A 16,157-nucleotide genomic window follows, 5' to 3' on the forward strand; every position below is an offset into this window, starting at 1 on the left:
CCAGCGGGATTTCAGAATTGGCGATCCGGATTCTGTTCTTTTTCTTCGCCGCGCTTCTGGTGAACCGCTTTGTGATGGAGAACCGCAAACAGGTTGAGCGCTATCAGGCGCTCTCCGCCATCCTTACGGAAGCCAATCGGCAGCTCCAGCAAGCCCAGGCTGATGCCCGGCGGGCGGAGAGGCTGGCCGCTCTCGGCCAGCTTTCTGCCGGACTGGCGCACGAAATCCGCAATCCGCTCGGGGTTATCAAGGGCTCCGCTGAAATGCTGACCAAAAAACTGCAGGTCTCACAGCCCCTTGAAAGCGAGCTCGCGGGTTACATTTCTTCAGAAGTCAATCGGCTGAACGCGCTCGTCGCCCGCTTTCTGGATTTTGCGCGCCCCTCACAACTTGATCTGCGCCCGGTTGAAGTTCGTACGCTGGTGGAGCACGCCCTTGAGTCCGTTCATGCGCAGTTTCCTGACTCGAAAATCTCCGTCGAACGCCACTACGCGGATGCCCTGCCCCAGGTACAGGCCGACGAGCAGCTATGTGAGCAGGTTTTCGTGAACCTTATCTGCAATTCGTACGAGGCGATGAACTGTGCTGGAGGAAAAATTAAAGTCTCAATTGCGCCCGACGAGACCAATAGCCAGGCCGGGGTGACCGTGGAGATCGAGGACTCTGGCCCCGGCATTCCCACGGAACTGCGCGAACAAATTTTCAATCCCTTTGTCACTTCGAAGAAGAGTGGCGTTGGTCTTGGTCTTTCCATCGTCGCTAAAATTGTGGACGACCATCGCGGCTCCATTCAGCTCAAGAGTGGACCCGGGGAAGGAGCTAAGTTCCGCGTGTTTCTGCCCAAGGCGGCGAGTTGATATCCATGGCATCAATACTGATCGTTGAAGACGAAGCCAAGATGCGGCGGCTGCTTGAGCTGAATCTCGGCCAGGAAGGCTTCACCACCCACGTCGCGGCGGACGCCGAGACCGGACTGAAGCTCTTGAACAGCGAAAAAATTGACCTGGTCGTCACCGACTTTCGGCTTCCCGGCATGAGCGGTCTCGAATTCCTGCAGCAAGTGAAGCGGGTGAACGCCGCGCTCCCGGTTGTGGTGATGACCGCCTATGGCTCCGTGGAGTCTGCAGTTGAGGCCATGAAGATTGGCGCCAGCGACTACGTTCTTAAGCCTTTCTCGCTGGATGAAATGGTTCTGGTCATTCGCAAGGAATTGGATTCCCACAAACTGCGCGAAGAAAACCGTTCCCTGCGGGAGGCGCTCGGCCGCCGCTACGAGTACAAAAATATCATCGCGCAGAGTGACCGGATGCAGGCGGTTCTCGGGTTAGTGGAGAGGGTTGCTCCCACCACCACCACGGTCCTGGTGGGCGGCGAAAGCGGGGTTGGCAAGGACCTGATTGCGCGTGCTATTCACGAGCACTCGCATCGCAGCGCCGGACCCTTCATCAAGATCAACAGCACTGCCATTCCGGAAAATCTGCTCGAGAGCGAACTTTTCGGATACGAGAAAGGCGCGTTCTCCGGCGCGACCACGAGCAAGCCCGGAAAATTCGAACTGGCCGACAAGGGAACTCTTTTCCTCGACGAAATCGGCGACGTTCCACCCGCCATACAGGTAAAGCTGTTACGGGTTCTTCAGGAGCGTGAGTTCGAGCGTTTGGGCGGAACTAAAACTCTAAAGGTGGATGTCCGCCTGGTGGCAGCTACCAACCGTGACCTGCGCGCCGCACTCGAGGAAGGTACTTTCCGCGAAGATCTTTACTATCGCCTGAATGTTGTTGCCATTGATATTCCGCCGCTGCGCGAACACAAAGAAGACATCCCGGCACTGATAAATAGCTTCCTGCAACGTTTCGCCCGAGACGCGAAGGCGCCGGTGAAAACCGTCACTCCCGCCGCTGTGAAGATGCTGATGGATTTCCATTGGCCCGGTAACATTCGGGAGTTGGAAAATGTAATTCAACGCGCCGTCACCCTGGCGACAGGCCCAATCCTCGACAGCGACGACATTCATCTTGATTTGCCCGTGTCGAAGGTAGGGGCCGCACCGACCCTCCCCGAAGGGGTGACCCTCGAGCAATGGGAGCAGGAGATCATCCGCGAAGCTCTTCGCCGCGCCAATGGCAACAAGAGCCAGGCGGCACGCGTGCTAGGGCTCTCGCGTAATGCTCTACGCTATCGCTTGTCGCAAATGGGCGTTTCCGATCCCCCAGAAAAAGATTAGGGTCGAACCCCGGTGGTTGAAATCCACCACCGCCGCTTGAAAACCACCACTCCGGCCAGCGGCCTAGATTTTCATCTCGCTAAAAACACGGCACTTACAACTTCGTCTATTTGGCACATCCGGTGCATTACTGAGGGCGGATTATGGCATCTCGACTGGACCAATTCAGCGGGAGGTGGGCCGTGAAAAGCTACTTGGGAATACTGGCAGGCATTTTGTTAGTGATAACGGGAACTGCCTTTGCGGGTGATCCGGTGCGCCTGCAACCGGGTGTTGCTCGGGTGAGCCTGATTCATGGGGACGTCACCTTGCAGCGCGGTGATTCCAAGGATTGGGTAGCTGCCACGCTGAACACGCCGGTAGTTGCCGGCGACCAGATCGCAACCGGCGTCCGCTCCCGCGCTGAGATCCAGCTCGATTACGCGAATGTGGTCCGGCTCGGCGAAAACTCCACCGTCAAAATCGCCGACCTCACCCGCACGCGCATTCAAGTGCAAGTAGGGATGGGCCTGGCTAATTACAGCGTGCTGCGGGGCAGCGAGGCCGACGCCGAGGTGGACACTCCGAACATCGCCGTGCACCCGGTGCGTGATGGTAGATATCGCATTGAGGTTAATTCCGAAACCGAAACGGAAGTCATTGTCCGCGACGGCGAAGCAGAGATCACAACTCCTCAGGGCAGCACTCGCGTACCCAGTGGGCAAATGATCACTGTACAGGGCACTACCAATCCTCAGTATCAGACGGTTGATGCCCCTCGCAAAGACGACTTTGATAGCTGGAACAGTGACCGCGATCACCTTATCGCGCGCGCTGAGAGCTGGCGCCACACCGATCGCTATTACACCGGTTCCGAAGACCTGGACGTCTACGGGCACTGGCAGAGCGTTCCTGACTATGGCAGTGTCTGGATTCCGGCTCAGGGCCCCGATTGGGCTCCATATCGCGATGGTCGTTGGGTTTGGGAACCTTATTATGGATGGACATGGGTTTCCTACGAGCCGTGGGGTTGGGCGCCGTACCACTATGGCCGGTGGTTTCTCTATAGCGGCTCATGGTGCTGGTGGCCGGGCCCGGTACGGCTGTACCCGGCCTACTATCCGCTGTGGGCGCCGGCTTACGTATCGTTCTTCGGCTTCCACCACGGTGGCTTCGGATTCGGCTTTGGCTTCGGCCACATCGGCTGGTTGCCTATTGGGCCTGGGGATGGCTTCTACCCCTGGTATGGCCGCCACGTAAACGTCGTCAACGTCACCAACATTACCAACATTACGAACATCACCAACGTTCGCAATGTGAACGGAGTTCAGCCGCTCTTCCGCGGCGCACGCGGAATCTCCAACCTTCATACGGCCATGAATAATCCGCGCCTGTTGCGCGGAGTCTCGACGATGCCGACTGAGCACTTTGGAAGAGGAGCAGTTCCTCGCGGTCAGCAGGGAATTGACTCGGGCGAGTTCCGTCAGGGAGGCGTTCTTACTGGTCGCGTCCCCATAGTGCCAACCCGCGCGAGTCTGCGACCTGTAGATCGGAACGTGAATCCTCCGGCCAATGCAGTACGCGGCGGGAACCAGCGCTTCTTCGGAACACGGCAACCGACAACTAGCTCGCGTCCTTTCAACCAGCAGGCAGCGCAGGTGCAGAAGATGATCGCGCAGTCACCTCGCACTCAGCCGATGCCATCGGGACGGCATCCCAACGTGTCTGCGGGTCGTTCACCTGCCACTGATCGAGGTTCGCCTCCAGAGGGAACGCGGTCCGGTGGGTTCAGGCCGATGGGTCCATCTGGCTCTCGCAATGGCGTGGACAAACCACTGGGACCGTCAAGCCCTCAGCGGGGCGCGCCCGGAACAATGGATCGCTCTCCCGCGTCGAGAACTTCTCAAGGCCAAGGCCCCACTCAGTCTGAAGCGCGGCCCGGCTGGCGCAGCTTCGGTGAGGGCAGCGGCGGAAGTATGGGCAGGGGAGCCGCTCCACAAATCAATCGTCCGCTAAACAACGGAGCCGTTCCTCGCGGTTCTAGTAACAACCAACCCTCCGAAGCTTCGGGATCTCGCGGCCCGGCATGGCACAGCTTCTCGCGCCCTAACGGCTCAACCGCCGGTCAATCCGGGGAGTCGGCCGCGCCTTCCACCATGAGGCCCTCGGGCAGCGGGGCTTGGAACCGGACCGGTGATCGCGTTGAAAGTGCACCTGCGGCGCGCGGAATCGGCCAGACATCCGGCGGAAACAGCAATGGGTGGCATCGCTTCACGCCTTCATCTCAGTCAGCATCTGGCGGCGAGTCGCGCGGCGCCCAGCCACAGGAGTTTGGCAACCGCGGTTCAGGTTCTCGCGTGGCCCAACCTCCGAGGAGCGCGCCGTCGGAAGGATCCGGCTGGCAGCGTTTCACGCCGCGATCAGAGTCAGGAGGATCGTCTTCGCCTTCCAACAATAATTCCTGGCGATCACCTTCCTCGAACGGCGGCGGGCGTCCGCCACTCGACCTCCGACAGCCGGTGGTGACGCCGCGCTCATCCTCGGGACAAGGTGACTACGGGCGGGGAGGATATGGCCGGGGTAGCTACTCGGGCAGCTCAAGTGGCGGTTATAGCCGGCCGCAAGGCGGCTATTCTTCGGGAGGCGGATACCAGGGCGGTGGCGGTCCCTCAGGTGGACACAGCAGCGGTGGCGGCGGTGGTGGTGGACGCCAGTCGGGGGGAGGGCACCCTTCAGGAGGCGGAGCTTCACACTCTTCCGGTAACCATCATTAATGAAATGTCCGGCCCGCGCTTCCCAAAAGCGCGGGCCATTTCTTTTTCCGTAATTTCGTGACGACTCATCGAACCGGCGTAATGCTAGTCTGACCGGTATGATCTCCCGCAGATGGTAAGGCCGAAAACTTATTCCCTTACGATAGCCGCCGCGCTCTTGTTGGCAGCATTTCTTGCGTCGCCTCTCAATATAGCGGCGCAAGAGCAAACTGCTTCCGTGACGCCTGCAGCGTTTTCGCGGGAAACTCCGCCGCAATTACGAGTTAACGCACAAACGCCGGTCAAGCGGCCCGGCACGCACAAAGAATTTTGGGACGAAACGAATATTTTGCTGGTCTCCGGAGTCGCGGCAGCCCGTGGTTTGGACTACGCTTCCACCTTGCAATTTCGCACGCGCGGCCGGAAAGAGCTTCTACTCAATAACTCGATCGTGGACAATAAACCACTCTTTCTCAGCATCGAGGTGGCAGCCGCCGCAGCTTCGGTTGGGGTTTCCTACTGCCTGCATCGCAGCGGACATCATCGCCTGGAACGCCTGATATCCATCGCGCACATCGCAGCAGGAATCGGGGGCGCCATCCACAATTATGAGCTTGCGGCCCCAGTTCGACACTGAAGTTCCAATTTGGCGGGAACCATGCAGCTCCTTGAAACGATTCAAGTTGTGCGCTCGCGACCGAGGAATCCCGCTCCCGGCAAGCCTTTCAAGGGACATGTCCCTCTGGCCACCACACCTCGGTGATGTTTGCTGGTAACCGCACAGGTTTATAGTCGTACTCAATGAAGCACTTACATGCCCTTATCCATTCCCGGGATTCACAAGCCTTCCAGGCCCTCAGGCCAGTGCTCGAGTTCCTGGGTGTAACCGCGGAAACCTGTACCGAGGAGGAGCGGGCCGTGCAAGTTGCCATGAGCCGGCACTTCGATGGCTTCCTGGTTGACTTCGCAAGTGGAGTCGCGGCCAAGGCCGTGGTCAGTGGAATTCGCGCGTCGCGATCAAATGCTGTGACGCCCATCATTGCTCTGGTGGACAGTTCAGCCAGCGAGCGGTGGGCGCAGGAGATGGGAGTCAGTATCCTGTTCAACAAACCTATTTCAGTCAGTTATCTTCGGGCCTCGCTGAGAATTGCTTCTCTATCCATGGCCCGGGAGCACCTGCGTTATTTCCGCCATCATATTTGCACTCCAGCCTTCATCAGTTGCGCCGACCGCCGTGTACTTGAAGCCGACACTACGAATGTCAGCAAAGAGGGGTTGGGAGTACGCTTGGGACACCCCACGCCCCTCAGTTCAACTGTGCGCGTGCGCTTTCAGCTCCCGGGAAGCGAGCGCGTCATCGTTGATGCTCAAGGGGAGACCGCATGGACGGATGGCGCCGGCCGTGCCGGAATTCGCTTCAAACACATGCCTGAAATCTCGCGGGAAAACTTTCAGCGCGGACTTGCCGAATTGAACAGTCGCGCCACCGCCGACCTGGCGCTACACTGCTTCTAAAGCCGTGGAGAGCGGACATTCTTGTCCGCCCTGCTCTTAGCTGACTTTCTCTTCGTTACCTCTTCTGAGAAGACGCGCCAGTAAACCGCGTCTTGGCCGGTCAATCGCTTTTTCGGAGGGCGTTCGTGGAGACTCTACCGCACATTGCGAACCCAGCTTGCTCCGCAGAGTGGACACTTCGTGAATTCGGGTCTCTTGTTGTCTTCGTTCCAACCGCTGTTGTTGCCGCTCATGCAGCCGGACCTTAATTGCGAGTTCTAACAACTCATCCACCCACGGGCCTTCGATGAAGCTCTCAATGCTGCGGGGTGACCACCTCCGCCCGCCGCTTGCCAAACGGCTGCAGGAGGCGCCAATTTTAAACACCAGCGTGTTATTGCAGCGCACTTCAAGTTGGCCGGTTTCAATGGCTTCATTGATCTCATCTATGATCGTGGACCGCTGCGTGAAGCTGAAAATGTACTCGGCGGATTTGGTCTTGACTCGCGTCGCGTTGTAGCTGATCTCGACCGCTTGCAAAACATCCGGATGCAGGTAGGGCTGGCACAATTTTTTCCAGCTCGGATAATTGCGCAAGCTGCTCACGTATAGACGCAGCACGCGATGCGGGACTTTGCGCTCCCACGGAGATGAGGCGGGCTTGTGGAAGTCTAGATTCGGTTCTGGGCTGGACATACGACCGATCCCTACGGCAAAACCACTCGAGTTTCGCCATTATATGCCGTTTGGTGTATACCGGCTCCGTCTTCGGAATTTATCTGTTGGAAAGCCCCTCTGCCGCCCAATCTCGCGGTAATGGTCACTCATGTTGATGATGCAATGATTTGCGGAAGCTGCGATCAAGCTCGGGGCCCATATCTCGCAATTCAGGGACAAATTATTGTCTGGAAACAACTTGCATCAGATGTGCAAAATCATGCTCGGTCGCGCCGTTCGCGCCCAAACCCGCGCTGGCCGCACTTTTCGCTTCCCCATTCCTCGCTGGTTGGGTAGAATTTCAGACTCGAGAGTTGCTGGTAGGTGCAATGGTCTCCCCTCTACGTAAGGCCCGCAGCAACGAGGCGGGCGCCGAGTTACTGGAATTTGCTTTCGTTCTCCCGCTGTTTGTCGGGTTGATCCTGGCGATCATCTGGTTCGGACAAGCGTTCAACGCTTACGAAACCATTACTCGCGCTGCGCGCGAAGGCGCGCGTACGGCATTGGCGCCCACGTGTGGCTCGTGTGGGAACGCCTCGGATCCGTCAAAAGTTGTGGATGCGGTCACCACTGCTTTGCAAGCTTCTCACATTGATTTGGACGCACTACAGGTTTACGCGCCCAGTGCTATCTCTTGCAGCGCAACCTTGGACTGCAGCATGTTGGACCATAACATCAGATTGTGTCGCAACATAAAGCTCAACTCTTCGTCTCCCAGTTCAGATCCGCAACAATGCGGGGTGTTGGTGAGCTTCGGTTATGCGACGCCATTTTCATTTTCCATGAATACCAATGTCAGCTCGGTATTGAACCTGCCGGCGGTCACACTGAAGACCAGCGTGCAGATGGCACAGGAACAATAAGTGAAAGAACAACAATCCACGAAAACCACCCTCAGGCGCAGCGGCGATACTCATCCACCGAAGCTGCGTTCAGCCCGCAGCAAAGAGCGCGGATCACAGATCGTGGAATTCGCCATGGTATTGCCGGTGTTTTTGGTTTTCACGGTGGCAGCTTTCGATCTGGGCGGGGCTTTCACATTGCGCGACAAGCTCGCCAATGCCGCGCGCGACGGAGCGCGTCTCGCCGTCCGTCAAAGCACGTTGGATTTGTCATCAGCGGCGCCACCTTCGGTTAACGCCGTGGCTAATGCGGTCCTGAATTACCTGAAGCAGGCCAAGGTCATAGACAGCGCCTGCACTCTCAGCGAAACTCATCCCGGATTTTGGACCTGGACCTTCACCGGGAGTTGTCCCGACAATTTGGTCATCACCATAGAAAGGGCTTATCGGGGAAGTCCCGCGGTATCCGCCAATGGCGCCGCTGTCATCATGAGCCGTGTCACAATCTCTTTTCCGGCCCGGTTTTACATGATCCATAAGGCCATCCAATTGATTGCTCCCGGAGCGAACTTACCCGGTCTGTTTACACTCACCACGCATTCGGTAATGAACAACCAAGTGTAGAGAGACGTGTAGAGAGACGAAATGAAACCTTACAGATTTCCGCAAGCGCCATCCAAAGAACGTGGATCAACCCTCCTCCTGGCAGCATTTGCCCTGGTCATACTATTGGGGATGGGCGCTCTGGCCATCGATGTGGCTACTCTGTATGTGGCTCGCACCGAAGCACAACGCGCTGCCGATGCTGCGGCTCTTGCTGGCGCCAAGGTCTTCGTTGACGCTGGTTGCAGCAATGACGCCACCTGTGACGGCTTTAAACCGCAAGCCAGGACGCAGGCGAAAGCTGTGGGTGATGCCAACGAAGTGTTTGGTCAGCTCGCGAATATTGCGGATACGGATGTGGTTATTACCGACGACACTAGAAATCCCCAAGTTCAAGTGACCATCCGCCGTGCCGTACCGACTTTTCTTGCCGGTGCCTTGCAACGCTTCTTAGGGAGCTCTGGCTCTTCCAGCAATATCGTCGCCAAGGCTACAGCCGAGGCATTCAATCCCTCAGGTTCCTCGGCCCAATTTTCCTCTGCCTGCCTGAAGCCTTGGATCTTTCCAAACAGCACCCCCGATGGCAAACCTATCCTTACGGCCGGCGGGACAATCGCCGATGCAGCCCTCATCGGAACAAGCTTTACCTGGTACGCAGGTGGCGATGCATCAAATTATAGAAAGATCAAATTGGCGCCGGCTGAAGACCCAGCGCAATATCAGCCCAACATTGAAACCTGCAACCCTGCTCAGCACCAGTCCGGCGACCAGATGAGCAAGCTGCCGGACAACGCTCGCGGCACGCAAGCCGGGCTCAATGATCTCATCAACTCTCCCGGGCAGGATGACATCAATGGACCTCCATTTTTAGTCACTCCTGGTAGCTCCAATCCGCTCGTCCAGGCTGGTGTCATCACCACCACCAACCGGGTTACTACCAGTTCATCTATAGTTTCAGTCCCGCTCTACAGCTCTTGCCTCGGTGGCCAGTGCACTATCCTAGGGTTCATGCAGCTTTTCATCCAAAGCTACGCCGGGGATGAAGGTGAAGGCGGGGGCGGTGGGAGCGAAGGCGGCGGCGGAGGACATGGTGGCGGCGGGGGTGTTGATGGAATTAAAGCCACCATACTTAACATAGCCGGTTCGAGTGCGGTCGGCGCGACTCCTGTTGTTGGTGGCGGCGCCAGCCTTCTGCCCGTGCGTTTGATTCAGAACCAGTAACTCCCATCCAAGGCAAGCTCACCATGAGTGGCTGGCCACTTAAATGGCTTGTGCTCAGTGATCGCTTATGTGCACATACCACCCCGCTGTGTTCTAATTTCTCGCCGTTCTTAGGAGGCAAAATGCGCAAGCAATTTTTTGCTGCACTGTTCACGTGTGCTCTCTTCGTCAGTCCACTCTTCGCCGCCGATTCCGGCAGCGGCTACCACCTGCTGAAGAAAGTCACCATTGGAGGAGAAGGCGGGTGGGATTACCTCACTGCAGATGCCGATGCCCGACGCATTTACATTTCCCACGGAACTCACGTGCAGGTGGTGGATGCCGACAATTACTCCGTAGTCGGCGACATTCCGGATACCCCCGGCGTGCACGGTATTGCTGTCGTGCCGTCATTGGGTCGCGGCTTCACCAGCAACGGACGCGAAAACACAGTCAGCATCTTCGATCTCAAGACTCTCAAGCTCATCCAGAAAGTCAGCGTCGGTCAGAACCCGGACGCCATCATCTTCGATCCCGCTTCTGGGCACGTTTTCAGTTTCAACGGCAGGAGCAAGGATGCCACGGTGGTTGATCCTTCGAAGGGCACAGTTATTGCAACCATCCCCCTGGGCGCAAAGCCGGAATTCGCCGCGGCCGACGGCAAAGGTAACATTTTCGTAAATCTCGAAGATACGAGCGCGCTCGCTAAAATTGATTCGCGCCAAAACAAGGTCCAGGCGACTTACAACCTGAAGCCCTGCCAGGAACCTTCCGGGCTGGCCATGGATCGCGAGCACCGGCGCATTTTTTCTGGCTGCGATAACAAGATGATGGCGGTCACCAATGCTGATACCGGCAAGGTAATCACGACTCTGCCCATTGGGGAAGGGGTGGATGCAAACGGCTTCGATCCCGCCACTGCTCTCGTGTTCAGCTCCAACGGCGAGGATGCCACACTCACCGTCATTCATGAGGACTCGCCGGACCAATACAAAGTGCTGGATAACGTTAAGACCGAAAAAGGCGCTCGCACCATGGCGCTGGATGAGAAGACCCACAACGTATTTCTGGTGACTGCAAAGCGCGGCCCCGCAGCCCCCGCCACTGCAGATAATCCGCATCCTCGTCCCAGCGTCATTCCCGGAAGCTTCGTGCTACTGGTATACGGAAAGTAGCCGATTTATTCGGGGACTGGCATCAGGTCATCGCGACGCTTTAATATTGAAGCATCATGAGCAGTCGCGTGAAGAAGGGTACGAGGACCTCGGCAGAATCGAGGGCGCTCGACACCTACGTGAAATTGCTGCGCGCCAGCGAGAGCGTGCATGCCGCGGCAGTGCGCACCCTGGCCGGCCACAATTTAACGCCCAGCCAGTTCGCCGTTCTCGAAGCGCTCTACCACGTGGGGCCGTTGTGCCTTTCGGATTTGGCCCGCAAGATCCTGAAAACCGGCGGCAACCTTACCATGGTGGTGCGCAATCTGGAAAAACGCGGTCTGGTCATCAGAGAACGGGGCGCTCAGGATCGCCGCTATGTCAGCGTGGCCATTTCCGACAAGGGCAAGCGCATCATGGATCGTGCCTTTCCACAACACGCCCGGCGGATTGTCCAACTGCTCGGCCACCTCAGCGCTCAAGAGCAAGAGAGACTGGGCGAGCTCTGCCGCAAGCTCGGATTGGCAGTCACCGGAGCCACGTGGGCACAGGCGCCCTCGCCTGTGCGGCCGAGCGCCAGCTCGGCAGTAAGGTAAGCGGCTGGCCCTAGGCATCATACCCGCTTGAAACTATTTTAACGTTAAAGCATCTAAAGCAGTGAAGGAGAGCGCCTATGACCACCATCCGTCCTGCCGACGAACGCGGCCACGCCAATCATGGCTGGCTGGATTCACATTTCACCTTTTCATTTGCTGATTATCATGACCGCAAGCACATGGGTTTCCGCAGCCTGCGCGTGATTAATGAAGATTGGGTCTCACCGGGCAAAGGCTTTGGCATGCACCCACATCGTGACATGGAAATCATCACCTATGTGCTGCAGGGCGAGCTTGCCCACAAGGACACCATGGGTACAGGTTCCAGCATTCGACCTGGCGAAGTGCAGCGTATGAGCGCCGGCAGCGGCGTCCTGCACAGCGAGTTCAACCACTCTCGCACAGAACCGGTTCACCTACTCCAGATCTGGATCCTGCCGGAGGAGAACGGAATAGAGCCCAGTTATGAACAGAAAACATTTCCGGCAGAAGAAAAGCGCAACACCTTGCGCCTGATCGCTTCGCCTGAAGGGCGGGATGGGTCCGTAACCATTCACCAGGATGCGGAACTCTATGCCAGCTTGCTGCAGAAAGGAAACACCGTACGCCACCCGCTTGAGAAATCCCGGGGTGCGTGGATCCAGGTGGTTGAGGGCGAGATCACGCTCAACGGCACGACCCTAAAAGCCGGCGACGGGGCTTCAATTGAGGGCGAACCCAACGTCGAGGTCAGGGGTGAAGCTGATACTTCTGAGTTCCTGCTTTTCGACTTGGCGTAGCGCCAGCAGGGGGCTCCGACGGGCGCCGGGACGCGGGGAATCCGCCCTCGTGCCCGTTCTCAAACCTTATTGGGCGGCAGCCATCAAATAGGTCACCGGCTCGCCGACGACTTCGCCAAAATAATGGCTGTTCCCGTGGGAATGGAATCGTAGTAGGTCACAAACCGTCGAGTTTCCATAGCTTGATAGGGCGCGAGGTTGTGGGCCCAGCGAAAACCTATTGGCTGATACCACAGCTCCGCATCCACATGAAACGGTCCTGGCGCATCGCCGACTGATACGGAATACCGCACCAGATCTCCCGCTTCGGTAAAGTTAGGATCCTCCGCAGCATCTCCCACCACAGCGATGTCTTGGTCGGCGGTCTGCTTCTGGAAACCGAACGGCAGCAGACGGTTATCCTTTATATATCCCACTGCGTTAACCAGTCCCGTGGTCACATGCCCATCTTGGTCTTTAAGAATGGGTTCGTAAATTTGTACTTCGTCAGTACTCTTGATTTCTCTGTAGTGTGGTTCAAAACGCAGCGGATCGTTATCGTTGTCATTGCCTTGTATGGAGCCGTCGGGATTCAAAGCTCCAGATTCAAACACCTTACGTCCGTTGTGGTCCTGAACCACCAAATGGAGCCAGGCGCGACGCGACGGATAGGCAGTAGGGAGTTTGTGGCCGGTCAAATTTTGTACGAATACGTCCACTTGCAGACGATCGGCACTTTGCTCAATGTTGCGAATCGTCACCTTGGCAGATTGCGATTGCAAAAACGCAGTCGTCCTGTCCACTGCCGCAGCTAACTCCACGGGAAGCGCATCCACGCTGAGGTCATTTCGATAGAGGTTCAGCACCTTCAGCATGAAGAAGTTTGCCCCCACGAATGTGTGCTCCCGAACATTAGGCCGAAGCTCGCCCAACACAGCTGAGATGGGCGCGACTCCGTGGACTTCAGGCATGTGGCACGACTGGCAGCTGTTCTTGCGAGGATAGTCGCTGTGCAACCACTCCAGGTACGGCATCTGTTCCGGGAACAATGCGATCTGTTTGCCGCCCGGTGCCAAAGATTTCGTGTAAAGCGTGTGGCAAGTGGCGCAAAGCGCCGAATCCTGAATATGGGCATCGTTAGTCGGGCGAAAGCCTCCGGTGGAGGTTTGCATGATGTGCGCCTGCCCATTTTGAATCACGTAAGGCCCGTACTCCGGATGGTTATCTTTAGAGATGGGACCATCAATCACGAATCCCCCATTGAAACTTTCTCTTGTGCCTAGTTTTTCCTTTCCGATCTGGTGGCAAAGCGAACAGGTAACGCCGTCTTTGGCCGCAGCGTTCTTCTCGGGATCACTATTAAAAGGCAGGTGCGCGAACACTTCACCCAAACGACCTTGCAATTTTGCCTGATACCGGGCGATTGGCATGTGGCAGTCCGCGCAACCATCCTCGATTGCAGCTTTTGATTCTGGGTGGTCGATGTCTTCGCGTCGAACACTCGCTTGCCAATAAGGATCACGCGCGGAATTCGCCATGATACTGGCCCGCCAATCGAACCCAATTGAGACGTCTTTGCCTGACGGAGTTGTCAGGCCGTTATGACAGGCCAGGCAGCGATCCGAGGTGTGAAACTCTGGCTTCAACTCTTTCTGTTGTCCCCAGCTCGTCGAGACCAAAGGCGAGCTGAGCAGTCCCAGAGCGAGAATCAAACGCCAGGCGTGTGGTCGCATTACCATCCTTCGTTCAGCCTTCCGTCCTGCCAATCCCACAAAATGTAGAACATGACTTGGGTCGATCGTCCGGCGGTGTTGTTCACGGGCACTCGAAGGCCAAGATCGGCCTTAATATGCTGTCTCTTACTGATGGTGACTTGCAGTTGAGGAACCGTATCCCAATCCGTCTTTGCCTTGTCCACAAGATCTCGGGCGGCGACGAACTCCACCATGGGCGACCATAATCGACCCAACCCGTGATCGGCTGCGAAGCTCTGGCCCAATGCGCTGTTGAAAAATACGGATTGAGGTGCGATTTGAGTGTGACGCGGCAACTCAGCGCCGAATTGCGTTTGTATGAAAGTATTCGTGCTAAAAAGGTGGTCGAAAGCGGCGAAGGTCTCGAAAGTCGTGGTTCCCGTTCCGAAGCCTCGTGCTCTGCTGCCGGTCGGCACCAGCACCCCGCCAAATAAACTTAAAATCGATCCCGTGGTCGAAAACATGACCCGCTTCAGACCGATAGTGGTATCGCCGACCCCGCCGTACCAGGTGTGGTTCTGGTCTTCAAAAGTGATCGGAACATCAACCTCAAGCTGATTCTTGATCCCAAAGCGCTGCTCATGGACGATGTGGGTCATCACGCCGGGAGCGCCATGCGCATTGACCGCGGTTGAGATCACCTCTTCTTTCTCTGGAAAGGCCTTCTCTGTCACCAAGGCTCGCGGGAGATTCAATTCGCCTCGCGGCCAATGAGGATTGCGGCAGAAAGCGCGCAGGTACTTAATTACATCGTCCATCTGCTCAGAGGTCAGAGCTTCGCCGAAAGATGGCATGATCTGTGAAAACCCGCGGGTAGGCCCACCGTGAGTTATCACCGCCTTCCAGGCGGTGTCCGGTTCCGGAGTGGTCTGGTCGCATTGGGTGAAATCGGGGAAGGTGCGCGGCGGTTCAAATCCGGCAATGGCCTTGGCCATCCCTGTGCCGTCCGGACCATGACATGCAACGCACCCGGACTTGAAAATCTTCTCTCCCGATCGCAAGTCAGCCGTGGAACTGGTCGTAGTTTGTCCGAGCAGCACGCCGGCGGTCGCGACAACAAAGAGCGCATTCAGTGCGAGAACAACCGCGGAGAGACCAGTACAGCGGCAGTTTTGCTTTCTCATACAGGTGATTTCATAAACTGCGGTTGCTGTTGTGCTTTGTGCTTCGCCAGTACGGAATGCCGACGACCAGATGAATGTTGAAATTGCGGCAGCTGTTCGTACCGCCGTAATTGTCCAGCCATTATACGGAATGAGTTTTGAATTTTCGCCAGGAGCGGTCTTTAGTCTTATTTGCTGCCGGTGAGAAAACGGTAATCCAATAGCAGGATCAGCGCCCATGTGATGCAGGCTGTCTCGCGCACCCACGTCGCCAAGCCTAGGTCTTGCCTACGGCCCTCGGTGGAATTCAGGGCGTAGGCAGGTAACTGGATTTGGTCCATCGGCGGCGTCATATTTCCCGTCAGGAAATCGAACAGCGGGAAAAATACGTTGTAACGTCCGTCAGGAATATCGTGGTGCGCCAGATGATAAATGCGCGCTTCGCGCAGGCCCAAAGGAAGCCACCCGCCCAGATGAAAACGCCAGTGAATTTCCTCTACTGCGATCATGTAAATAGCCCAGCCGAGGAAGAGTCCCGGCACAAGTCCGGTATGCAGAAAGTATTCACCGAGGACCGCCGGCACACCGTTCACCACGAAGAGCGCCATTACGTACACCGGCGACTCACCAAAGGTCGCATGTTCAGCTTCTTCCGGAGTTCCAACGCTGCTGTGATGTAAGAGATGTCCTTTGCCAAACAAGGTCGTGGGACAGTGAAGCAGCCAGCGGTGATAGACGTACTCAAAGGCGTTCGACCAAAGCAATCCGACAATCACCCCGATAACACATCTTTGCCAGCTGGTGGGAAAGTAGTGGGCGAGAACGATCGCCGGCAAAATGCCAGAGAGCATCGCCGACATAGCGTTGTTACGTTTTTTGATTGATCCGTACGCGAGGGCGTGAGCCGTCACTTCGTTGGCGCTCAGCTTGCGAACTTCCGTGGGCCTGAACTCCGTGGCCGAAACATCCGTTGCTGACAT

At 56.9% G+C, this 16,157-nt stretch carries 15 protein-coding genes; 11 read left to right on the forward strand and 4 right to left on the reverse strand.

The window, feature by feature from the left end; all coding sequences use genetic code 11:
* The 5 genes from VFA76_11530 to VFA76_11550 form a co-directional block, all read left to right on the forward strand.
* Window positions 1-857 (forward strand): ATP-binding protein (locus VFA76_11530; GenBank protein ID HZR32466.1); only part of this gene is annotated, 857 nt, incomplete at its 5' end.
* 5 nt (window positions 858-862) lie between these two features.
* Entirely contained in the window at window positions 863-2,224 is a 1,362-nt protein-coding gene (locus VFA76_11535; GenBank protein HZR32467.1) for a sigma-54 dependent transcriptional regulator, read from the forward strand.
* A gap of 182 nt (window positions 2,225-2,406) precedes the next feature.
* Window positions 2,407-4,977, forward strand: a complete 2,571-nt coding sequence (locus tag VFA76_11540; GenBank protein ID HZR32468.1) for a DUF6600 domain-containing protein — start codon at window positions 2,407-2,409, stop codon at window positions 4,975-4,977.
* Between the two features lie 112 nt (window positions 4,978-5,089).
* Entirely contained in the window at window positions 5,090-5,593 is a 504-nt protein-coding gene (locus VFA76_11545; protein ID HZR32469.1) for a hypothetical protein, read from the forward strand.
* 164 nt (window positions 5,594-5,757) lie between these two features.
* A complete protein-coding gene (locus VFA76_11550) occupies window positions 5,758-6,471 on the forward strand; it encodes a PilZ domain-containing protein (protein ID HZR32470.1) in 714 nt (237 codons plus the stop codon).
* 36 nt (window positions 6,472-6,507) lie between these two features.
* Here VFA76_11550 and VFA76_11555 read toward each other — a convergent pair whose 3' ends face one another.
* Window positions 6,508-7,146 (reverse strand): hypothetical protein, encoded by a 639-nt coding sequence (locus VFA76_11555; GenBank protein ID HZR32471.1) that lies wholly within the window; start codon window positions 7,144-7,146, stop codon window positions 6,508-6,510.
* Between the two features lie 350 nt (window positions 7,147-7,496).
* Between VFA76_11555 and VFA76_11560 the strand changes: the two genes are divergently transcribed.
* The 6 genes from VFA76_11560 (at window position 7,497) to VFA76_11585 (ending at window position 12,341) form a co-directional block, all read left to right on the forward strand.
* On the forward strand, window positions 7,497-8,030 hold the full coding sequence (locus VFA76_11560) for a TadE/TadG family type IV pilus assembly protein (protein ID HZR32472.1): 534 nt from the start codon (window positions 7,497-7,499) through the stop codon (window positions 8,028-8,030).
* Window positions 8,031-8,633: a TadE family protein gene (locus VFA76_11565; GenBank protein ID HZR32473.1), complete on the forward strand. Its 603-nt coding sequence runs from the start codon at window positions 8,031-8,033 to the stop codon at window positions 8,631-8,633. It abuts the gene before it with no gap.
* 21 nt (window positions 8,634-8,654) lie between these two features.
* The gene (locus tag VFA76_11570) at window positions 8,655-9,833 is read left to right on the forward strand and encodes a pilus assembly protein TadG-related protein (GenBank protein HZR32474.1); all 1,179 of its coding nucleotides are present in this window, start codon (window positions 8,655-8,657) and stop codon (window positions 9,831-9,833) included.
* Window positions 9,834-9,955: 122 nt separating this feature from the next.
* Window positions 9,956-10,987: a YncE family protein gene (locus tag VFA76_11575; GenBank protein HZR32475.1), complete on the forward strand. Its 1,032-nt coding sequence runs from the start codon at window positions 9,956-9,958 to the stop codon at window positions 10,985-10,987.
* Window positions 10,988-11,043: 56 nt separating this feature from the next.
* The gene (locus VFA76_11580) at window positions 11,044-11,562 is read left to right on the forward strand and encodes a MarR family transcriptional regulator (GenBank protein ID HZR32476.1); all 519 of its coding nucleotides are present in this window, start codon (window positions 11,044-11,046) and stop codon (window positions 11,560-11,562) included.
* Window positions 11,563-11,639: 77 nt separating this feature from the next.
* The gene (locus VFA76_11585) at window positions 11,640-12,341 is read left to right on the forward strand and encodes a pirin family protein (GenBank protein HZR32477.1); all 702 of its coding nucleotides are present in this window, start codon (window positions 11,640-11,642) and stop codon (window positions 12,339-12,341) included.
* A gap of 92 nt (window positions 12,342-12,433) precedes the next feature.
* Here the strand turns inward: VFA76_11585 and VFA76_11590 are convergent, their stop codons facing one another.
* From VFA76_11590 to VFA76_11600, 3 genes are all read right to left on the reverse strand, one after another.
* Entirely contained in the window at window positions 12,434-14,053 is a 1,620-nt protein-coding gene (locus tag VFA76_11590) for a hypothetical protein (GenBank protein ID HZR32478.1), read from the reverse strand.
* Window positions 14,053-15,198, reverse strand: coding sequence for a cytochrome c (locus tag VFA76_11595; GenBank protein HZR32479.1), 1,146 nt, complete (start codon window positions 15,196-15,198; stop codon window positions 14,053-14,055). Before VFA76_11595 ends, VFA76_11590 begins: the two co-directional genes overlap by 1 nt.
* A 167-nt stretch (window positions 15,199-15,365) precedes the next feature.
* Entirely contained in the window at window positions 15,366-16,157 is a 792-nt protein-coding gene (locus tag VFA76_11600) for a sterol desaturase family protein (protein HZR32480.1), read from the reverse strand.

Source organism: Terriglobales bacterium, assembly GCA_035651655.1.
Lineage (GTDB): Bacteria > Acidobacteriota > Terriglobia > Terriglobales > Acidobacteriaceae > DASRFG01.